Origin of the sequence: Aeromonas cavernicola (genome assembly GCF_002795305.1) — a bacterium.
Lineage (GTDB): Bacteria > Pseudomonadota > Gammaproteobacteria > Enterobacterales > Aeromonadaceae > Aeromonas > Aeromonas cavernicola.
This window is the reverse complement of the sequence record NZ_PGGC01000004.1, coordinates 1-20,587: the sequence shown is the minus strand read 5'-3', so window position 1 is coordinate 20,587 and position 20,587 is coordinate 1. Positions and strand designations below refer to the sequence as shown.

Sequence of the window (20,587 nt, the reverse complement as noted above, 5' to 3'; positions counted from 1 at the left end):
TCACCCACACCATGCCACTGGAGCAGATCAACGAGGCGTTCGATCTGATGCACCAAGGCAAGAGCATCCGCACCGTTATTCACTACTGAGCATGATCACCCCGCCCGTCATCGTGGGCGGGGTGCAGGAGTTCTTCGATGAATTTGGAGATTATCAGCAGCAACAAGAGCTTCGGCGGCTGGCATAAGCGCTATCGCCACCGTGCCAGCGTGCTCAGCTGTGAGATGAATTTTGCTATCTATTTACCGCCGCAGGCCCTCAGTGGCCAGAAAGTCCCGGTGCTCTACTGGCTTTCCGGTCTCACCTGCACCGATGAAAATTTTATGCAGAAAGCGGGCGCCCAGTGCATTGCCGCTGAGCTCGGCATCGCGTTAGTGGTGCCAGATACCAGCCCGCGCGGTGAGGGGGTTGCCGACGATCCTAGCTATGACCTCGGCATGGGGGCGGGCTTTTACATTAACGCCAGCCAGAGTCCTTGGCGCGAGCACTATCAGATGTATCACTACGTGACCCGCGAGCTGCCCGAGATCATCGAGACCTATTTTCCGGTCTCGACCCGCCGCGCCATCAGCGGCCACTCGATGGGTGGCCATGGCGCGCTGATCGCCGCCCTGCGCGAACCGGGCCGCTATCGTTCGGTGTCGGCGTTCAGCCCCATCAGCAATCCCAGTCGCTGCTCATGGGGACAGAAGGCGTTCAGTGCCTACCTTGGCAGCCATCCGCTGCAGTGGCAGGAGTGGGATGCCTGCCAGCTGCTGCGCCGCTATGAGTCTAAGCCTGAGATCAAGCCACTTCCCATGCTGGTGGAGGTGGGGCTAGACGATCCCTTCCTCAGCGAACAGCTGCAGATTGACGCGCTGATCGACGCCGCTGCCAGTAGCGGTTGGCCGCTGACGCTCAATTGCCACGAGGGTTATGACCACAGCTACTACTTCGTGGCGAGCTTTATCGAGACGCACCTGCGTTTTCACGCTCGCTATCTCTGAGCACTCCCGGTGCTTCAGCCAAGGCTGGGGCAGCCGGCGCTACGCCACAGACCTCGTCCCAATAAACAAAACCCCCTCGCGGTTGGAGGGGGTTGTTATTGGTGAGGTCGTTAGCGCGGCTTACGGCGCCAGTGTTAGCTGATAGACCGCAAAGCCGGGGTACTTGCTCTCACTGGCTGGCTGGGTGCTGAGGTAGCGAGCCCGCTGACCCACCACCGCCTTGGCCTCTTCCAGTGGCGAGGTGTAGAAACGCAGATCCAGATTGCTCGGCAGGTCGGCCAGACGCCAGTTGTCGTTAACTGGGGGAGCAAAGCCCCCCGGGTTATTGGCGGCCAGCTCCTTGAGGTAGTCGGCAAGCACCTCGCGGGTTTCGAACTGATCTTCATGCACGATGGCTTGGGCGTTAACCCCCGGGAAGTTGCCACCACCACTGGCGCGGTAGTTGTTGGTGACCACATAGAACATCTGCGCCGGATCGATAGGCTGACCCTGATAGGTCAGGTTGGTGATGCGATAGCTGTCGCTCACCTTGTTACCTTCTAGGTTGTAGCGGGCCGGTTGGGTCACATCAATCTGGTAGTTGACCCCGTCGATCACATCGAAGTTAAAGGTGCGATAGCGCTCGTTGACCAACCACTGGGTTGCGCTGTTGGTCGGGTCGATCTGGTTGAACTGCACGGCGCTGCGCTCCAGCCACTCCCGTACCGTGGCGCCATTGACCGCGACCACTTGCAGGGTGTTGGGGAACACGTAGAGATCTGCCACGTTGCGCAGCGAGATGTCGCCTGCCGCCACATAGGTAAAATCGGCAGGGCCATTGCGCCCGCCACGGAACGGGGCAGCGGCGGAGAGGATCGGCCATGCCTCTTTGAGTACGCCGTCCTGTTGCAGTTTGCGGGCGTGGCGCAGCTGGGCATCACTGACGATCTGGATCGAGGTGTCATCCTGCACCAGGGCAAAGAAGCTGTGGATCGGCTGGGTGATCTTGCTCAGTGCTTCATCCAGCCACTGGTTGGCCTGCTCATGGTCAGCGATGACCTGATCAACCACCACCGGATCTTCCACGCTGGTTTCACTGCTATCAATGGCCCGCAACTGCGACTGGCTGGACACCACCTGCCAGCGGCCATCCCGCCAGCTCAGTTTGAGATCGACGATCCCTAGGTGGTTACCCCACACGCCCGGCATCACGGTTGGCACCCCGGCCAAGGTGCCCTTGTCGTTATCCACCCCGTCGATATTGGGGTAATCACCGGGGAAGGTGCGGTGAGCATGACCAAGCAGCAGGGCATTGACCCCCGCCACCTTGGCCAGCGGCAGGGCGGCGTTTTCCATCATCGCCTGCCGTTCACCACCAATGATGCCGGTGTGGGCCACCACGACCACAATGTCAGCCCCTTTGGCTTTCATTTCCGGTACGTAGTGTTGGGCGGTGTCTACCATGTCGGCCACCACCACCTTGCCTTGCAGGTTGAGCTTGTCCCAATCGCTGATCTGCGGTGGGGTCAGACCCAGTACCCCCACCTTGATGGTCTGGGTTCTGCCATTGCTGTCTTTGACCTGACGATCCAGCAGCACATAGGGGGTGAATTTTTGTTTACGCCAGTCGATGGCCCCTTGCTCATCAAACGCATCGGGCTGGAACACGTTGGCGTTGACATAAGGGAAGTTGGCCCCTTGCAAGGTGGCGCTGAGGAAATCGAGGCCGAAGTTAAATTCGTGGTTACCCAAGTTACCCACGTCATAGTTGAGGGCGTTGAGTGCCTTGATCGCGGGGTGGGCCTGTTTGCTCAGCCACTGCTGGCTGAGTTGCTGCTCATGGATAAAGTCCGCCAGCGGTGAGCCCTGGATCAGGTCGCCGTTGTCGATCAGCAGGTGGTTGGGGCTCTCTTGCCGAGCTTGGTGGATCAACACCGCTGTGCGGGATAAACCCAGCTTGCGGTCAACTCTGTTCTGGTAATAGTCAAAGCCCAGCAGGTTGGAGTGAATGTCGGAGGTTTCCATCAACCGCAGGGAGACATCTCCCGGCGTCGGCTCATCATTCTGGTTACAACCGGACAGCAGCACCATCACTGCTACCGCACTCAGTTTGAGGGTGGTTTTCATGGAATTAGTCTCTTTTTATCAGAATGCTAGGGCGCGGCATTCTAGCGATCTGACCTGGTGATGGCTGTGAGGTCGTTAACATTCCGGACTAAGACGTGATGGGTTAATAAGAGGCGGCGACACCAAGCAAACCAGTTGCCGCCAGCCTGTCAGCGCGGGGAGTCGGGGCTGTTGCCGCCCAAATGCGGTTAAGTAATCGTAAATCAAGAACGATACAATCGTATTTAATCGCTTTTTCAGAATGAGATGACCGCCTAGTCTAGAGCTCGCAGGTAGGAGTGAGTTCATAGATAAGGATAAAATAATGAAAACAGTGACAAAATTAGCAATTGGTTTGGCTTCTGGCTTGACTTTGCAGGTTCACGCAGAGGTATTAACTCGTGACAATGGCGCCCCTGTCGGCAACAACCAGCACTCCACTACAGCAGGCCCAAACGGTGCAACCCTGCTGCAAGATGTCCATCTGATCCAAAAGTTGCAGCGCTTCGCCCGTGAGCGTATCCCTGAGCGGGTGGTCCATGCCCGTGGCACCGGTGCTTACGGTGAGTTTGAGGTGACCCGCGCCATTCCAGAGCTGACCTCCGCCAGTTTGTTTGCCGAAAAAGGGAAAAAGACCCCGGTGTTTGTCCGTTTCTCGACGGTCATCCACGGTCTGCACAGCCCCGAAACCCTGCGTGATCCACGCGGTTTCGCCACCAAGTTTTATACCGATCAGGGCAACTGGGATCTGGTGGGTAATAACTTACCGGTGTTCTTTATTCGTGATGCCATCAAGTTCCCAGACATGGTGCACTCTCTTAAACCGTCCCCGGTTAACAACATGCAAGACCCTAATCGGGTGTTTGACTTCATGAGTCAAGATCCGGCCTCTACCCACATGTTGACTCAGGTCTATTCCGACCTCGGTACGCCGGCCAGCTATCGCAAAATGGATGGGTTCGGCGTACATGCCTATAAGTTCGTCAACCCTAAGGGAGAGGTGCACTACGTCAAGTTCAACTGGCGCAGTCAGCAGGGGATCAGCAGCTTAGATCAGGATCAAGTGGCTAAGGTGCAGGGCCAAGATTTCAACCACCTGACCCGCGATCTGTACGGCGCGATCGAGGCGGGTGATGCACCCAAATGGGATTTGGCGATCCAGATCATCAAACCGACTCAGCTAAATGACTTCACTTATCACCCGCTCGACCCGACCAAAATCTGGGAAGGGGTGCCAGAGCAGAAGATCGGCACCATGACCCTTAACCGGATGCCCGATAACTTCTTCCAGGAGACCGAGCAAGCGGCGTTTGCCCCCGCGAACCTAGTGCCCGGTATCGAGCCATCGGAAGATCGGCTGTTGCAAGGCCGCATGTTCGCCTACAGCGATACCCAGTTCTATCGCCTTGGCGCTAATCATCAGCAGTTACCGGTCAACCGACCATTGGTGGCGGTGATCAGCAACAACCAAGATGGCGCCATGAACATGGGTAACACCCAGAGCAACGTCAACTACGAGCCCAGCAGCCAAGCGCCGAAGGCCGTATTAGAGCAGGCTCGCGCCGTGGCGACACCGCTGCAAGGCACTGTGCAGCAGCTGGGGATCGAGAAGACCGATAACTTCAGCCAAGCGGGTAATTTCTATCGCGCCCTCGATAGCAAAGGGAAGGCCAATCTGGTCCGCAATCTGGCTGCTGATTTGGGCGCAGTGCGCGATAACGCAGTGAAGCACAAGATGCTGGCGCACTTCTACAAGGCGGACAGTGACTACGGCATCGCCCTTACACGCGCTGTTAAAGGTGACGAGCAGCGGGTCAAACAGATCGCGACCCAGCTCTGATCCCTCCCCCCCGCTAGGCAGGTGGCGGGGGTAACCAGGTAAGTCCTGTGGGGCCCACTTGCTCCTGCCTGCAATCATGAGCGAGGCCCCGCAGGCATCACAGGATGCGCACATGAAAGGCAACCGTACGCTGCTCAGCTTGCTGTTGATGCTGTTTGGCGTGGCGAGTTCGGCGCAAGCAGAACCGGCCGCTGACGCTCCGCAAGCGACGCTAGACAGCTTGAAAGGCTACTTCTTTGCCGCCGCTCGCAGCGGTGAAATGAGCGTACTTAATGAGTTTTTGGTGGCGGGTTTTCCGGTTAATGAGTGTAATGACCAGAGTTATACCGCGCTGATGATTGCCGCCTATCAGGGCCAGATGGCGGCGGTGGAGTTGCTCCTCGAACAGGGGGCGAATGCCTGTTTACGGGACAAGCGTGGCCATACCGCCTTAATGGGCGCCATCATTAAGGGAGAGTGGCGTATCGCCAAGGTGCTGTATGCTGTCGACTGTGATCGCGGCAAGCCCAGCGATAACCGCGAGATCACTGACAAGGCCACCATGACCGCCGCCCAGTTTGCCGAGCGGTTTGGCCAAGGGGAACGCTTTAAGGCATTAGAGAACAGCGCCAAATAAGGCTGCTCCCTCTATTTTCTGGCTGTATACCACGACATAACGTCAAGGAGAGATCATGTACAAGATGCGTTTGAATAAGTTCATGCTGGCCACCCTGCTGCTTGCCAGCGCTGGGGCACAGGCTGTCACCGTCAAGATGCAGGACTTGACCAGCGGGGCTGAGGTCGGGCTGGTCACCCTGACCGACAACCATTACGGTGTGGTGTTTACCCCGGCCTTGAGCGGTCTACCTGCGGGTCTGCATGGCTTTCATGTGCATGCCAATGGCAGCTGTGACAGCAGTGTCAAGGACGGGCAGAAGGTGCTAGGCGGGGCTGCGGGTGGTCATTATGATCCCCAGCAAACGGGTCGCCATGGAGCGCCTTGGCAAGATAACGCCCACCGAGGAGACCTGCCACCGCTCTATGTTGATAATGCCGGCAGCGCCGACCAACCCGTGCTATCGCCACGCCTTACCTTGAAAGAGTTAAGCGGCAAAGCATTGATGATCCATGCCGGTGGTGATAACCATGCCGATCATCCAGCCCCCTTAGGTGGTGGCGGCGCCCGCATGGTGTGTGGCGTGATCCCGTAACGATCCACGGCGTCAGCCAGCAGAATATCCTGCCAAAGGAGAGGGGTGGTGAGAGATGATCAGTGTGAGGCCCATAAAAAGCCCATGCTTGGCAACGATCGACAAGCATGGGCATGGTTAGGGCAATGGCGACGGCATGAGTAGGAAAGGGTTCAACCCGCGTAGATCGGATTAATCATCCCCACCGCTTAATCATCACGGCGACAGTTGCTCACGACGTTGCCGTCAAAATCACAATCGAGGGCCACCCATTGGCCAGCGAAGCGCTGCAGGGAACCATCTGCGGCGTGATAGCCCCACAGGCTGTTATCACTTGCGCTGACCGTTCCTGTTAATTCGAGCTCATCATCCTGCACATCGGGCTCGACTTCGCGCACCAGATTCATTCCCTGATTGACGATGCCATCCAGCTCTACCCAACGCCCGCCCAGCGTGCTCTGGTTTAGTCCCCCTTCAAAGCGGGTCACCCCATCGAGCAAGAAGGGGATACCGTTGATGGTCAACTGCTCGCCATCCCAGCTTGCCAATCCAGCGAGTTTGAACTGTTGTCCTGCGGTGAGGATAGGTTGGCGCTTACCCTCTAGGTCGATCTCGGTGGCGATAAGCTCGCTCCCGCTGCGGCGCACTTCTACTTCCACTCTGGCCCCGCGTTGCAAGTCGGCGTAGGTGCCGCCTTCGAAACGGGTTTGGCCGGTTACCCTGATTTGCCGCTGGCGATCGAGCTCCAGTAAGCCACTGGCCAGATCAAAAAACTGTACGTGACCGGCTATTTCGCTCTCATCAGGCAGGCTGTCTAGCTCCGCAAAGTCCAGCTCGGTCGCTTGCAGCACATTACCTTCGAGGCGACCAAACGCCTCGACCCAACGTCCTTCTTGGATGGGACCGTCTTCGATTTGAGCCCCTTGGTAATTGACCTGGATCTGCCCTAGGTTGAAACGCTGGGCGTTACTGTCATGACCCTGCACTCGGCTCTCTACCTCGATCCAGACCGGGCGACTATTGAGGGAAGAGAGCTCGCGGGGGACGACCGCCCCTTGGCTGTCGTAGTCACCAAATACCATGACCCAACTGCCGGCACTGGCTGCTTGGTCAACCTGAGTCAGTGGCACACCATTGACTTGCCAGCGCGCCGCGCCATTGCTGGTTCCTGCTGACTGCAACTGCCCAGTCAGCAAGGGATTGAGGGTGATACGATCGGCTTGAGCGGCCCGAGCGACGATATCAACATCCATCCCCGCTTGGAGTGGCTCGCTCCAGACATCGTTGGCATATGCTACTGCGGCGTTGCTGATGTTGAACCACTGGCCATTGATCCGCACCCGATCTGCATTCACCTCTTCAATGGCACCGCTGACGACGCGACTGTTGACTGGGGCAGGGGGCGTCGGTTCACCACTCCCCCCTTCCGAAGAGCCACCGCCACAGGCACTGAGCCCAGACATGAGAAAGAGGGCTGCCAACTGCTTCATTGTTATTTTATTTGTCATTTTTTTGAGTTCCGTGTTTCACGTTGGTTTTACCGAGCGGCAAGATGGACGACGTGCTGTGAAACAAGCGTGAAAAACCTCACCACCTCATGCTGGGACCATCCGGCTAGTCATCTTCACGGCAATGGCTTAAGCGCATGCCGTCAAATCTGCATTCAAGTTCCAACCAACGCCCTTCAAAGGGGGCCAAGCTATCGTCTGAGGTGCTGTAACCCCACATCCGTCCCCGCTCGATGGGGCCTTCCAGCTCCATTTCGTCCCCTTCGTCGATGGCCTCCACTTCCCGCACATAACGCCAACCGTCTTGCACCACCCCCTCCAGATCGACCCAAGTCCCCCCTAAGTCATCTTCATTCAGTCCCCCTTTAAAGCGGGTCTGCTGGTCGATCACAAAGGGAATGCCATTGACCATCAGCTGGCCAAGTTGCCATGAGGTGCGCCCAGTTAACTCAAATTCAGGTAAGGAGGTCGCGTGAACAACAGGCACCATCAGGAGCGCGAGTAGCAACAGTAAACGCTGCGATTTCTTCATTAGGGAGCCTCGAGGTTACACTGACCCACAACATGCCAAATCGGCGGTGAAAGGACCGTGAAAGATCGCAGGTCAGGAGGGCAAAGCATGAAGATTTTAGTGGTAGAAGACAATCCTCAGGTAGCAGAAACCATCATGGATTATCTGGAGCTGGCAGGACATCAACTGGACTGTGCCTATCACGGTCAAGCCGCGCTGCAGCTGTTAGCCGAGCAACGCTTCGATGTGATCATCATGGACGTGATGATGCCGCGCCTTGATGGCCTGAGTGCCGTCACCCGTTTGCGTGAACAGGGCATTGCGACACCGGTGCTGTTCCTAACCGCACGCGACAGTCTTGATGACAAACTGGCCGGCTTTCGGGCAGGTGGTGATGACTATTTGATCAAACCTTTCGCCATGGAAGAGCTCGAAGTGCGCTTACAGGCGCTCGCGTTGCGTGGCCCCCGTGGCAACATAGGGGCCATTTGTGTGGGCGAATTGACCCTTGATCACAGTCGAGGTCAGGCTACGCGCGCTGGTATCCCCCTTAAGCTGGGCAAAATCCCGTTTCAGATCCTCACTCTGCTGGTGCGTCGGGCACCTGCGATCGTCAGTCGGCAAGAGCTGCTCGATAGCGTTTGGGGCGATGAGGAGCCGGACTCCGACGCCCTGCGCAGTCACATTTATGCCCTGCGCAACGCGCTCGATAAACCCTTCGCTACGCCGATGTTGGAAACCTTGCACGGTCAGGGCTATCGGTTGGTCGCCCGATGAGTTTGCCGAGTTTGCGCCATCGCCTGATCTTGGTGTTGGGGGGCGCCGGTGTGGTGCTGCTGGTGCTGCTCTCGGGCTTGATGATTGAAGTCGAGCACAAGATGGAAGAGCTCAGTTTGCGCCATTGGCTAGAAGCGGAAATGACCCGTTACAGCGATGATTGGTTGCGTCTTGGCTCGGCCGCTGCTGCCCCTAGCCCCCGCCAGTTTTCTAGCTACTGGACCGACGCGGGCCATCTGCCCCAGTGGCTGAAGCCTTACCTCACCCCCGGTTTTTTCGAGCATCAACTCGGCGATGAAGATAAGCACTTTTTGGTGCGTCCCCACCCCTCTGGCGCGGGGCTGATCTATCTGGTGTTCAACGACGATGCCGATGACTACCTCGATGTGTATGAAGATCAACTGCACGTGGTCACGCGGCTGATTGGCTTGGCCCTGCTGCTCGGTTGTTTGGGGTTTGGCGTCTGGCTGGTGCGTTTGATCACCATGCCGCTGCAACGGTTGCAGCAACGGGTGGGCCATCTTACCCCGGATCAGGCGGATTTTATTCCCGATGCGCCATGGCAGGAGCTGCGGGATATCGAGCTGGCGTTGCTGGCCGGTAAGCAAGAGGTGGCTGCTGTTTTTGCTCGCGAGCAGGAGTTCAGTCGTTTTGCCAGCCATGAACTGCGCACCCCTAATATGGTGATCCTGGGCTCGGCGGCCCTACTGGGTAAGATTGATGGGCTACCCGCCCCAGCTGTCCGCGCTACTGCCCGTATTCGCGCCGCTGCCGATGAGATGGCGCTGCTCACCGAAACCTTCTTACTGCTCGGTCGCAAAGAGGTTGTCGAATACCCACCGCAACAGGTCGCCCCGCTGATCCGCCAAGAGCTCACCCGGCTTGCGCCACTGCTGCTGCGAGAGATGGTGGATATTCGTTTACAGCTTGATGATGACAGTGACGTCGCGGCTCCCCTTGCGCTGCTCGCCATCGCCCTTGGTAACCTGCTGAAAAATGCCCTGAGTTATGCCGAGGGGCACATCGACATCAGGCTGTGCGGGTCGGTGCTGACCATCAGCAACCCGACCTTGGCCCAGCCGGATCAGATCCTTGGCTACGGCTGTGGCCTCACTATTATTCAGCGGATCTGCGAGAAACTGGGTTGGCAGATAAACACCCGGCTGGAGAATGGCGTGTTCAGCGCTCAGCTAGCAATGAGCAGCGCCAACCCCAGCAAGGCAATCAAAGATTGAGCGTCAATTTAAAACGTTGGTATGTTACGCAAAAAGAACAAGGTGCATTAACAATGAAAAAACTGCTGTTGGTGATGGGCATCCTACTCGGGATTGGCGGCTCATCGCTTTATATCTGGATGAAGCCACAGACCGATGATCCCTATTTTTTCTTGTCGCCAAAATCCCTACGTAGGTCAGAGCCCATTCTGATCCCTATCGCGCTACACGAAAAGGGCGCGTCGGTTGATTACGTCTTTTGGCTAACACCACTGCCGCAGGAGAAATTGTTATATCTCTTTCCAACCAGTGAGCCACTGACAGGCATTTCACTTGAAATGAAAAATAGTAACTACGAAGGCAACAAAATTAGCTTTCACAATATATTTGGAAATGATTCAAATCCAAAAATTAAAGATAAAACCCCCATATTTAATATAGAGTTATACAAAATAAATAATGATTTGTCAGAATCAATAATTAAAAAAGAAATAAAGAGGTTTGATAGTTCGGATGCATATATAAATTCATTTTTATTTCATTTGGAAAAAAAACAGGGCTACGGTCAATATAGATTTAAAATGACCGTTCTATGGGATAGACCAGAAATAAATCATGATGATTTAAAGTTTTTTATAGAAATAAGTCCGCGCTTTTACAAATAAGATAGTAACTAAGGCTGAGATTGACCAGCCTTAGTCATCATATTAGACCGTAGTTCCATCGGTTTTACCGTCAGGCCCCTGCTGCGTGAGCAACAAACGCTGTATGGCGGTTCTTTCTGGCATTTTGTTATAACGCTCCATGTTTAATTCACTATTAGGGAACGGAGCCGGAATTTGTTTTACCTTGGGTATATTATCAAGCACCTTAAGCTTACCCTCATAATCGTTATCTTCATACGGCACAGGATCTGCTCTGCTTGGGGTTACTGCGGGTTTTATATAAGTGGGATTCAACCCAGCAAAACGTAACGCTGCATTAGTGAAGTCAATACAACTATTATGGGTGCCGAAATAATATAAGCTAAAGTATTTTTCATCTCCACTAATAGCAATCTCGCCAAATTCATAGAGCTTTTCATATTGCGTTTTGGTTATTTCCATAGTTCTGGCGTAATAGGGGGAAATATAATTTCGGCTATCCGATCTAGCAACATGACCAGGTCCACGTATTCCAGTTTCATTAGGTCCAAAACCGTACGATTTTTCGTCTCCAGATAGTCCACTATCTATCGCTGTTATGCCAAACCACATATGGCCCGCTCCTGACGGTTCATTCGGTGAGTCTCTTAGCGGTGTCCCAGGTGCTGCCGTATAAATGGTGACCGTATATCGGGCTGGTTGCGGGGCAGTGCTTATAGCGGAGGATTGCGCCGCGTTATGCGTCCCGATCTGAATCGTCCCGCTGGGGAGTAACACGTTGGTTCCCGGAGGGCAGCCACATGCCACGTAATCACCTGCTCTCGCCGCAGGCCCTGCCGGTAATGTGCAATCTCGTGGCCCCACCCCGACGATGGGGCCGCTCCCCTTCTTGCAGACACTACAAGTCGCCATGTGCCCGATGGAACTGGCCACCATGCCATCAAATATGATGAATGAATTACCCTCGACCACCTCACCCCCTGTCGAGGTTTTTGAGCCGATCCCTATGCCGTAGTGCATCTGCGAATCTCCGTTATTTCATTTGTTGTGTGGTTATTGCGGCTGGCTAATAAGCGGATGGCGTCAGCCAAACCAATTATGCCGCTACGTAAAGGCAAGGTCATAGCGACACCGTGCAAAAAAACCAATAAAAACAATGCCAGTCAGACTTAACTGACTGGCATTGTTTTTATCTGACCGATCCGAAACGGAAGTCACTCCGCCGGTTTGTTTTTGCGGCTCGCTTTAAGTTCGAGGAACTCGATAATCTTGCCAGCCACATCCAGCCCGAGGATCTTGGCCGCCCATTCAACATGGTGACAGTCCTAATTTCAGTTATTAATTTATTGATCTTGCTCAGGAAACCATCGCTTCCCGCTTCCCTATTCAGCACGACGCGCTAACATGTCCGTTTGGCAACCGCCTCGTCGGAGTCACCCATGAGCCCAGCCTACGCAACATCGCAGGTTAACAGCAGCAGACTTGAGGCTGAAATTCAGGGGCGGTAGCCTTGCCGGAGGGCATTGATAAACGAGTGGATCAACCACTCAACATGGTGACAGCCTCATATTCATTTCTGAGCTGTTTACGCAGGTGTGGTTTGGCAGCGCTTTCTATGAGCAACCCATGCACTGTTTTTTATACAGTCGTAATGGTGGCGCAAAAAGAAGAAGTCAAGCGAATACGCACGGACACCTGATGTAATCTGTAATATTATGATTTAATAATAATTTTTACTTGGCGGCGATTGAAATGTTACGGAGTTAGATGGAATGCTCTGCTAATGGATTAGTACCGCCTTCCATCTAATCACTGTTAGGTTTATAGGAGAAAAAATTGAGTTTTATATCAACATTGAATAATTTGGAGAGCAAATTTTCATGGTCTTTGTTTGGTTTTGTCTTAGCCGTTTTCTTCGGTAGTTTAACCATTTATACAGAATTTTTTAAGGTGGAAACCCCTTACTTAACCACCGAAATATTAAGTGAAACAAATGTTCTTTCCTTTAAAGAAGACGTAAAGGAATTAAAAGTTCTCTGGGGTGACATCGATATAAAGAGCTTAGATAAGACAATCTCGGTAGTCAGTGTGAGAGTCCAAAATGATGGAGGTTCCTCTCTGCTAAAGGAATATTACGATTCAGAATACCCAGTAGCGATTGTTGTTAAAGATGCTCAGATAATGGAAGTCGAGCTGATTTCATCGTCAAGTGACTATTTGAAAGATAGGGCTTTAATTTCATTTCATGAATCAAAGGTAGTTTTACCTGAAGTCATCTTAGATCAAGGTAATAGCTATATATTCAAAATATTATTACTACATGAAAATAGTACACGCCCTAGATTTTCCATGGTTGGAAAGATAGCAGGTGTGAAAGATCTAAAAATAGAACGTCTAAATGAAGAAAAGAAAGTAGGATTCTGGAGTGAGGTTTTTTCTGGTGGTCTATGGGTAAAAATTGTTAGAGTTCCGCTGTATTTCTTTGGCTTCATGTTTTCTTTGGCTTTAATATTTGTGCCTATAATTATAACTTCCGAATTCATATCTAAGTTTAACAGAAAGCGCATACTTAAAAAGTATAAAGAAATGGAATTTACAGCCTGTGAAGAGGTTCAAGATTACATTTTTGACGTGTACTTGAGTGGTGGTGTAAGCGATATCGAAAAAATAAGTACCTTCATTTCAGATGAAAATAATTTGGTGTCTTATGTTGAAAAGTCCAAAAAGTATCTTTCTGATGAGCAGCGAGAAGCGTACTATTTACAACAAAGATATTATGCAGAAAATCCTAGTTATAAAAGATCTGAAAGGAGAGCTTATTTCGATAGCTATCGAGTTTATTCTTTACTAAAAGAATCAGGTGTGATTGAAGTGCAAGGTGATATTGCCAAAGTGCGAGAAGGTGCATCTGAGCTTATCTCTGACTTTCTAAAATTTGTGAAAATTAGAGAAAAATAAACCTAACAAACGCTTCAAGAGGGACAGCCAACGCGTAGCATTTTTACTATGCGTTGGCTTTTGTGATTACGGTGTTATGCGGAAAGTTAGTAGTAGCGTTGTCTGCCCCTTAAGCGGGCGTTAGATGCCCAAGGAAGCTCGTGGATATTCTAAATAATCGAGAAATTGCAATTGCGTTATGGCTTCTGGCAATTTCGGTTTACATTTTTTCTTCCTCGAAAATGGCGGAGGTCAGAAATGCCTTCAAAGGCGTCCTGGCAACTTTATTTGTTAGACAAATAATGTCCGTCCTTTGTTTGATGGTTGCTTACATGGCAATTGTCATTTGCTGGCTTTCTGAGTTGGAACTATGGAATTTTGAACAGCTAAAAAATACTGTTTTTTGGTGTGTTTCTGTTGGTTTCATGTCGCTATTTAAGCTTGAAAAAATCAAACAAGATAAGCATTTTTTCAAGCACTCAGTTTTAGATAACTTGAAACTACTAGCGATTCTTCAATTTGTCGTTGGTGTATATACTCTCTCTCTTTGGGTCGAGGTTCTGCTAGTTCCTGTTTTAGCATTATTGGGAGTTATGATAGCTATTGCTGAAACCGACAGAAAACATCATCAGGTAAAGGTTTTTCTAGAATATTGCCTATCTTCTTTCGGGGTAGTCTTAATTGTTTACACTTTGTACATGTTAATGACCGATTTTGGTGAGTTTGGGAAAGAAAAAACTGCATACGACTTCTTTGTTCCACCATTGCTGGCTCTCTGTTACTTACCATTCGTTTTATTTATGTTGGTTTATTCAACATATGAGCAGGTCTTTGTTCGTCTTAGGTTTTCAATAAAGAGCCGGTTCCATAGATATGCGGCTAAACTCTATGCATTTATATTGTTTAATGTTCGGCTCAGTCTGCTTGAGCGATGGTCATTTCAAGTCGCCAAAGCAAACATAGAATCACACTCGGATCTGATTGATACCTTTAAATATATATTTAAAGTGAGATATTCTGAGAAAAATCCAAAGGAAGTACCAAAAGAGCAAGGTTGGAGCCCTTACAAAGCCAAAGAATTTCTCGTAAATGAAGGGTTGAGCACTGGATTATATAATAGATCTTTCGAAGAAGAATGGTTTGCATCATCCCCAATGGAAGAATTTAGCGATGGTATGATCCCGGATAATATCGCTTATTATGTTGAAGGTTCTGAAGATGTTGCAAAAGTACTGAAGCTTAAAGTGAACGTGAATGATGCTTCCAGAACCCATCAGGCATGTGAAAAGTTAGAAGCTATGGCAGAAGCTTTGAGTATCTCTAGCTTAAGCCTACCTTTATCCGATGAGATGAAGAGTGCTATTTCAGGTTGTAATTCATATTCTGAGAAAGTTGAGGATAAAACAATCGCCTTGGTTGTAGATCATTGGCCAAATCATAAGTTTAATGGGTTTGATCTCAAACTCCTTATATCAAGCATTTAACAAAGCGCATGTTGTCGGACTGGCTTTCCGCTGCGCTCCAAACCAGCCGCAAATGCCGGTGTTAGGCGTCAAAGAAATATGAATGTTGAACTCCTCTCAGAGCCACTTAAGAAGATCCTTGACGCGGAACTGGCGCTTTGGAATCAAATACAGCAGATTTCGGCGTGGCCTCCAAGGTGCCACCTGCTCGTCATTCTGCGCAGACCGTTCAATCATCAATATGAGGTTGGCCCTGATGTCGAGTTCGCAGAGATCAATGACACGCACTATTAGGAGTCCGAGTACCGTTATCGTGGTGGCATCCAAGCTTTAGCATGCAGCTTCGGCAGGTAACAAGCAGTGTGTTGCCACCTAACAAACGGTTCAAGGCCGTTCGTTCCGCTCACTCGGGGCAGGCGAAACCCGTCGAGGCCAACGGCCTCGCGTCCCATGCGGCGCAGCCGCATCAAACCCCCAAAGCCAAGCAAGGCTTCACAAGCAAACGTCCGATTACGCCTGACGGCTAATCGAACCCACGCTCCTCTGTGGCCCGGTGCTGACCATCAGTAACCCGACCTTGGCACAGCCGGATCAGATCCTCGGCTACGGCTGCGGCCTTACCATCATTCAGCGGATCTGCGAGAAGCTGGGTTGGCAGATAGACACCCAGCTTGAGAATGGCGTATTTAGCGCTCAGCTAGCAATGAGCAGCGCCAACCCCAGCAAAAGGCATAACCCCCTCATCCCTGACGTTGCTCCCGCAAGGGGGAGGGTGGCCACCGAAACGTCCCTGCCAGCGAGTGTCAGAAAGGTGGGTGTCCCAGATTTTTTCATTCAAACGTCACATTAACAGATGGATTTCCTGGCAAACCCTCGTAGGCAACCGTCACGTTAGTTCCTGCTTTGATAGCCTGAGGCCCAGGGAAAGAGCCAAGGCTCAACATATCACCGGCCTTTAACTTGATGCCGCGTCTCGAGAGGTCCTGAGCCAGAAATAGAATGATATTCGCAGGATTTCCAAGCATCGACTCACCACGGTCTCGCGCCATTTCGACGCCATCAGCATTACGTGTAACAATCGTCAACTGAGGAAGGGCAGCGAACATGGCGCGAGCGTCTTCAATCTTCACTGGTTTACCGAGCACGCCACCGCGATGCGCAACATTGATTGCAACAATGGTAGGTGCGTCCATTTTCACGTTAGTGTCAAGAGCGAGGTCAACCAGCTCGATGAAGGGTACAAATGATTCAATGTGGTTCAATGCCTCTTGCGCAGTTGTTGCCTTCTGGATGTCAGCACTTTTAACAACTGCAATAAGATCGGCCTCCATCATTGGTCTTGCGCCATAATCGACGGCAACTTTAGATCCATCTGGGCGCATGCCATTTTTGAACATGAACCCGATCAATGGACCGTCGATCTGAAAACGCTCTTGCGAGGCTTTGCTGGTAAACGCTGCCTTATATCCAACCACAGCACCGAAATCTGAAGTGAGTGCGCTCACGACTTTTTGCTGCGCACAAAGCGCCGAAGCCATATCAAGATTTTCACCAAATCCAGCCGCCGGTTTCGCCTGCCGAAACGCGGTCAAATAGTCATTGATAACTTTATCGCTTGGGCATGCGTGTGCCGCACTAGCTAGAAAAATGGCGATCGCGCTTAGCGTATATCGCGGCCAGTGTTTCAACATCTCAGTGCCCATGCCACATCTCCACATTAATTGAATTTCAAACTTTGAGTCGTAACTGCCAACCGAGCAGCATCGTTCAAGCACTCACTACTGCTCCCTTGCGTTGCGCATTCTAGGTAGATTTCAGTCCGAAGCGCAATGCTAAGCCGCCGCTCTTCACTCTGCAAACACCACCGCAGGCTGCCTGTACCCCCAAGCACTTTTGGGGTCTGCTATTTCATAATCGGTTGCGTACATCTTCTTTAATTTTACTGTGACTCCATTTATAACAACCCAACCTAAGCTGGGTTGATTGCATCAAAAGGTGAGAATAATCAGAGCGCTTCCAATCTGGCATATGCCGTCACCAGCCACTTGGCGCCGACGTCGTCGAACTGGATTTGCACCCGACTCTGCTGGCCGACCCCTTCGAAATTGAGTACCACCCCTTCGCCGAATTTCGGACAATTCTGGGACACCCTCCATTCTGAGCGCCGCGTAACGGCCAATAGATCGGTGCCCAGCCCCCTCCAACCCGCCGAGGGGAAGGCGCAGGGTTAGGAGCGCCATCAGGGATGATGGCGCAGCCGCAGCGGGGCATGGGCCAAATCGGAATAGGGCGAGCACTGCTCGACCCCTATTTGGCGCGAGAACAAGGATGCTCGAAGCGGGCTTTGGCCAAAGCCATGGATGGGGTAGACCAACGTGCCGTGTGCGGCGGTCCGTCCGACCTGGCGAGAGACCCGAGGGAAACCGCGCAGCGGTCGGGTTGGCGGGGGAGGAGACCTTTGGTGACGTTGGGTCTTTCCAACGTCACTCGCCCCAGCCCGAAGAGCAGGCGAAACCCGTCGAGGCCAACGGCCTCGCATCCCAAGCGGCGCAGCCGCATCAAACACCCCAAAGCCAAGCAAGGCTCCACAAGCAAACGTCCGATTACGCCTGATGGCTAATCGTATCTACGGTCTACAAGCGGTGCAATGCGCTCCGCTTATTGCACCCTACGCCTGCGCCAACCCCTGCAAGGTATAATCCCCTATCCCCAACATGGCTCCCGCAAGGGGCAGGGTGGCCACCGAAACGTCCCTGCCAGCGAGTACTGCTTGCGGTGACCACGACAAACCAGATACAAGCAAGGCGCCCGCTGGCGCCCTGTTGTTATCTGATCGATGCAAGCCCGAGGCTCACTCCGCTGGTTTGTTTTTGCGGCTCGCTTTAAGTTCGAGAAACTCGATGATCTTGCCGGCCACATCCTTGCCGGAGGCGGCTTCGACCCCTTGCAAGCCGGGGGAGGAGTTCACTTCTAGCACCAAGGGGCCACGGGCGCTGCGCAAAATATCCACCCCGGCCACATCCAGCCCGAGGATCTTGGCCGCCTGCACCGCTGTGGCCCGCTCTTCTGGGGTGATCTTGATCGCTTCAGCCGATCCGCCACGGTGCAGGTTGGAGCGAAACTCGCCCGGCTGGGCTTGGCGGCGCATCGCGGCCACGACTTTGCCGTTGACCACTAAGCAGCGAATATCGGCACCGTTGGCCTCGCGGATATACTCCTGCACCAGAATGTTGTTGTTGGTCTGGATAAAGGCTTCGATCACGCTCTCGGCAGCTTTTTGCGTTTCGCACAGTACTACGCCAATTCCTTGGGTGCCTTCGAGCAACTTCACCACCAGCGGGGCACCACCCACCATGGTGATGAGATCGGGCACGTCGTGGGTGCTGTGGGCATAACCGGTGATGGGCAGGCCAATCCCATGGCGAGAGAGCAGCTGCATCGCCCGCAGCTTGTCGCGGGAGCGGCTGATCGAGACTGAGCTGTTAAGGGCCATGGTGTTCATCATCTCGAACTGGCGCAGCACGGCAGTGCCGTAAAAGGTAATGCTGGCGCCGATCCGCGGGATCACCGCGTCATAGCTCGCCAACTCCCGTCCTTCGTAGTGAATCGACGGATTATGGGAGGCAATATTCATGTAGCAACGCAAGGTGTCGAGCACCTCGACCTGATGACCACGGGCTTGTGCCACCTCCACCAGACGGCGGGTGGAGTAGTTGTTGGGTTCACGGGATAAAATGGCGATCTTCATGATAATTCCGCTAGAAGGCTGTGGCTCGGCTGGATAAGGCGGGAGAGTATAAGGTGCCACGGCGCCAACACAACGCCAATTGTTTATTCTGATGGTAAGCGGCGAATGGGCGGCTCGGTGCGCGACTGTTCAGCCGCCGCACCTGCCGCCTGATGATGCCGCCGTTAGGCGGCCAGATGGGCGACTGGCAAGGTCATGGTTAGCCCAGATTGGGCGCTAGCCAGCGCTCGGCCTCGGCTAACGTCATCCCTTTGCGGGCGGCGTAATCTTCCACCTGATCCTGCTGGATCTGCGCTACCGCGAAGTACTTGCTGTCGGGGTGGGAGAAATACCAGCCCGACACCGCCGCCCCCGGCCACATGGCGTAGGATTCGGTCAGCTGCATACCAATGGCCTGCTCCACCTCCAGCAGCTCCCAGATGCTCCCCTTCTCGGTGTGCTCGGGGCAAGCCGGATAACCGGGCGCCGGGCGGATGCCCTGATAGTTCTCGCGGATCAGCTCCTCGTTGCTGAGGGCTTCAGCAGGGGCATAACCCCAGTGCACTTTGCGCACCTGTTCGTGCAGGTACTCGGCAAAGGCCTCGGCAAGGCGATCGCACACCGCTTGGATCAAGATGGCGTTGTAGTCGTCGAGATCGGCCTTGTAGGCCTTGGCGATCGCCTCTTCACCGATGCCACCGGTCACCGCGAAGGCGCCGATCCAGTCAGGCTGGCCGCTCTCTTTCGGCGCCACATAGTCCGCCAGACAGTAGTTGGGGAAGCCCTGTTTCTCGCTCTGTTGGCGCAGGTGGTGCAGCACTTTCTTCACTTCGCGGCGCGACTCGTCGCTGTAGACCTCGATGCTGTCGCCCACCGCGTTGGCAGGGAACAGACCGATCACCCCAGCACAGCGCACGCTCTGATCCTGTTCCAGCTTATCCAACATGGCGTTGGCGTCGGCAAACAGCTTGGTCGCCTCCTCGCCAATGATCTCGTCTTGGAGGATCCGCGGATACTTGCCCGCCAGCTCCCAGCTTAAGAAAAACGGCGTCCAATCGATGTAGGGGCGCAGCACCGAAATCGGCACGTTCTCGAACTTCTGAACCCCAGGTTCGCGGGGCTTGGGCGGCTGGTAGCCAATCCAGTCCAGCTGGTGGCGGTTGGCGCGGGCGTGCGCCAAACTGACCGGCTTGGCGCGGGGCTGCTTGCGGGCATGTTGTTCGCGGGCGATCTCGTACTCTTTGTCGATACGGGCGACAAACGCTGGCTTGAGTTCGGGGCTGAGCAGGCTTTGGGCTACCCCCACCGCACGGGATGCGTTGGAGACATAGACCACGGGTTCTGAGTAGTTCTGCTCGATTTTGACTGCGGTGTGCGCCTTGGAGGTGGTGGCACCGCCAATCAGCAACGGCAGCGTGAAGCCTTGCCGTTCCATCTCTTTGGCTACGTGCACCATCTCATCTAACGACGGCGTGATCAGGCCCGACAGGCCGATGATGTCGGCCCCCACTTCCCGTGCAGTCTTGAGAATAGTCTCGCAAGAGACCATGACCCCGAGGTCGATGATCTCGAAGTTGTTGCACTGCAACACCACGCCGACGATGTTCTTGCCGATGTCGTGCACATCGCCCTTGACGGTGGCGAGCACGATTTTGCCATTGCTGGAGCCGCCCGACTTTTCCTCTTCGATATAGGGCTGTAGGTAGGCCACCGCCCGCTTCATCAC

17 protein-coding genes and 3 pseudogenes are annotated in these 20,587 nt (G+C 53.4%); 11 read left to right on the top strand and 9 right to left on the bottom strand.

Annotated features, from left to right (window positions below; genetic code table 11):
- Both CUC53_RS19115 and fghA read left to right on the top strand, forming a co-directional pair.
- A partial coding sequence (locus CUC53_RS19115; RefSeq protein ID WP_236757833.1) for a hypothetical protein occupies positions 1–187 on the top strand: 187 nt, incomplete at its 5' end.
- Positions 138–986 (top strand): S-formylglutathione hydrolase, encoded by an 849-nt coding sequence (fghA, locus tag CUC53_RS00550; protein WP_100292354.1) that lies wholly within the window; start codon positions 138–140, stop codon positions 984–986. The genes CUC53_RS19115 and fghA, both read left to right, overlap by 50 nt.
- A gap of 120 nt (positions 987–1,106) precedes the next feature.
- On the opposite strand, the gene CUC53_RS00545 is transcribed toward fghA, so the two are convergent.
- Positions 1,107–3,092, bottom strand: a complete 1,986-nt coding sequence (locus CUC53_RS00545; protein WP_100292353.1) for a bifunctional 2',3'-cyclic-nucleotide 2'-phosphodiesterase/3'-nucleotidase — start codon at positions 3,090–3,092, stop codon at positions 1,107–1,109.
- 304 nt (positions 3,093–3,396) lie between these two features.
- On the opposite strand from CUC53_RS00545, the gene CUC53_RS00540 reads away from it, so the two are divergent.
- From CUC53_RS00540 to sodC, 3 genes are all read left to right on the top strand, one after another.
- Positions 3,397–4,911: a catalase gene (locus CUC53_RS00540; protein ID WP_100292352.1), complete on the top strand. Its 1,515-nt coding sequence runs from the start codon at positions 3,397–3,399 to the stop codon at positions 4,909–4,911.
- 112 nt (positions 4,912–5,023) lie between these two features.
- Positions 5,024–5,527: an ankyrin repeat domain-containing protein gene (locus tag CUC53_RS00535; protein WP_100292351.1), complete on the top strand. Its 504-nt coding sequence runs from the start codon at positions 5,024–5,026 to the stop codon at positions 5,525–5,527.
- Between the two features lie 55 nt (positions 5,528–5,582).
- Positions 5,583–6,101: a superoxide dismutase [Cu-Zn] SodC gene (gene sodC, locus CUC53_RS00530; RefSeq protein WP_272896739.1), complete on the top strand. Its 519-nt coding sequence runs from the start codon at positions 5,583–5,585 to the stop codon at positions 6,099–6,101.
- 188 nt (positions 6,102–6,289) lie between these two features.
- On the opposite strand, the gene CUC53_RS19110 is transcribed toward sodC, so the two are convergent.
- A complete protein-coding gene (locus CUC53_RS19110; RefSeq protein ID WP_236757832.1) occupies positions 6,290–7,588 on the bottom strand; it encodes a DUF5666 domain-containing protein in 1,299 nt (432 codons plus the stop codon).
- Positions 7,589–7,694: 106 nt separating this feature from the next.
- A complete protein-coding gene (locus tag CUC53_RS00520; RefSeq protein ID WP_100292350.1) occupies positions 7,695–8,120 on the bottom strand; it encodes a hypothetical protein in 426 nt (141 codons plus the stop codon).
- 87 nt (positions 8,121–8,207) lie between these two features.
- Between CUC53_RS00520 and CUC53_RS00515 the strand changes: the two genes are divergently transcribed.
- From CUC53_RS00515 to CUC53_RS00505, 3 genes are read left to right on the top strand one after another with little or no spacing between them, the layout of a single operon-like run.
- Positions 8,208–8,876 (top strand): response regulator transcription factor, encoded by a 669-nt coding sequence (locus tag CUC53_RS00515; RefSeq protein WP_100292349.1) that lies wholly within the window; start codon positions 8,208–8,210, stop codon positions 8,874–8,876.
- Positions 8,873–10,111: a sensor histidine kinase gene (locus tag CUC53_RS00510; protein ID WP_100292348.1), complete on the top strand. Its 1,239-nt coding sequence runs from the start codon at positions 8,873–8,875 to the stop codon at positions 10,109–10,111. Before CUC53_RS00515 ends, CUC53_RS00510 begins: the two co-directional genes overlap by 4 nt.
- Positions 10,021–10,755, top strand: coding sequence for a hypothetical protein (locus CUC53_RS00505; RefSeq protein ID WP_157798170.1), 735 nt, complete (start codon positions 10,021–10,023; stop codon positions 10,753–10,755). Before CUC53_RS00510 ends, CUC53_RS00505 begins: the two co-directional genes overlap by 91 nt.
- 42 nt (positions 10,756–10,797) lie before the next feature.
- On the opposite strand, the gene CUC53_RS19105 is transcribed toward CUC53_RS00505, so the two are convergent.
- Positions 10,798–11,346, bottom strand: coding sequence for a hypothetical protein (locus CUC53_RS19105; protein WP_236757834.1), 549 nt, complete (start codon positions 11,344–11,346; stop codon positions 10,798–10,800).
- A 189-nt stretch (positions 11,347–11,535) separates the two neighbouring features.
- A pseudogene (locus tag CUC53_RS19100) lies at positions 11,536–11,754 on the bottom strand (PAAR domain-containing protein); the annotation flags it as partial.
- A gap of 816 nt (positions 11,755–12,570) precedes the next feature.
- Between CUC53_RS19100 and CUC53_RS00495 the strand changes: the two are divergent.
- From CUC53_RS00495 to CUC53_RS19095, 3 genes and pseudogenes are all read left to right on the top strand, one after another.
- Entirely contained in the window at positions 12,571–13,692 is a 1,122-nt protein-coding gene (locus CUC53_RS00495) for a hypothetical protein (RefSeq protein WP_100292345.1), read from the top strand.
- Between the two features lie 140 nt (positions 13,693–13,832).
- Positions 13,833–15,155: a hypothetical protein gene (locus tag CUC53_RS00485; RefSeq protein WP_100292344.1), complete on the top strand. Its 1,323-nt coding sequence runs from the start codon at positions 13,833–13,835 to the stop codon at positions 15,153–15,155.
- Between the two features lie 520 nt (positions 15,156–15,675).
- Positions 15,676–15,849 (top strand): annotated as a pseudogene (locus tag CUC53_RS19095) (ATP-binding protein); the annotation flags it as partial.
- 115 nt (positions 15,850–15,964) lie between these two features.
- Here the strand turns inward: CUC53_RS19095 and CUC53_RS00470 are convergent.
- The 4 genes and pseudogenes from CUC53_RS00470 to CUC53_RS00455 form a co-directional block, all read right to left on the bottom strand.
- Positions 15,965–16,837, bottom strand: coding sequence for a 2-keto-4-pentenoate hydratase (locus CUC53_RS00470; protein WP_157798169.1), 873 nt, complete (start codon positions 16,835–16,837; stop codon positions 15,965–15,967).
- A gap of 302 nt (positions 16,838–17,139) precedes the next feature.
- Positions 17,140–17,268: pseudogene (locus CUC53_RS18760) on the bottom strand (hypothetical protein); the annotation flags it as partial.
- Positions 17,269–17,985: 717 nt separating this feature from the next.
- Positions 17,986–18,882, bottom strand: coding sequence for a 30S ribosomal protein S6--L-glutamate ligase (gene rimK, locus CUC53_RS00460; RefSeq protein ID WP_100292340.1), 897 nt, complete (start codon positions 18,880–18,882; stop codon positions 17,986–17,988).
- A 199-nt stretch (positions 18,883–19,081) separates the two neighbouring features.
- A partial coding sequence (locus tag CUC53_RS00455; protein WP_201796697.1) for a vitamin B12 dependent-methionine synthase activation domain-containing protein occupies positions 19,082–20,587 on the bottom strand: 1,506 nt, incomplete at its 5' end.

Coding starts and splice junctions, on each gene's coding strand:
- fghA (WP_100292354.1), top strand. CDS start 138: ATGAATTTGGAGATTATCAGCAGCAACAAGAGCTTCGGCGGCTGGCAT.
- CUC53_RS00545 (WP_100292353.1), bottom strand. CDS start 3,092: ATGAAAACCACCCTCAAACTGAGTGCGGTAGCAGTGATGGTGCTGCTG.
- CUC53_RS00540 (WP_100292352.1), top strand. CDS start 3,397: ATGAAAACAGTGACAAAATTAGCAATTGGTTTGGCTTCTGGCTTGACT.
- CUC53_RS00535 (WP_100292351.1), top strand. CDS start 5,024: ATGAAAGGCAACCGTACGCTGCTCAGCTTGCTGTTGATGCTGTTTGGC.
- sodC (WP_272896739.1), top strand. CDS start 5,583: ATGTACAAGATGCGTTTGAATAAGTTCATGCTGGCCACCCTGCTGCTT.
- CUC53_RS19110 (WP_236757832.1), bottom strand. CDS start 7,588: ATGACAAATAAAATAACAATGAAGCAGTTGGCAGCCCTCTTTCTCATG.
- CUC53_RS00520 (WP_100292350.1), bottom strand. CDS start 8,120: ATGAAGAAATCGCAGCGTTTACTGTTGCTACTCGCGCTCCTGATGGTG.
- CUC53_RS00515 (WP_100292349.1), top strand. CDS start 8,208: ATGAAGATTTTAGTGGTAGAAGACAATCCTCAGGTAGCAGAAACCATC.
- CUC53_RS00510 (WP_100292348.1), top strand. CDS start 8,873: ATGAGTTTGCCGAGTTTGCGCCATCGCCTGATCTTGGTGTTGGGGGGC.
- CUC53_RS19105 (WP_236757834.1), bottom strand. CDS start 11,346: ATGTGGTTTGGCATAACAGCGATAGATAGTGGACTATCTGGAGACGAA.
- CUC53_RS00470 (WP_157798169.1), bottom strand. CDS start 16,837: ATGGGCACTGAGATGTTGAAACACTGGCCGCGATATACGCTAAGCGCG.
- rimK (WP_100292340.1), bottom strand. CDS start 18,882: ATGAAGATCGCCATTTTATCCCGTGAACCCAACAACTACTCCACCCGC.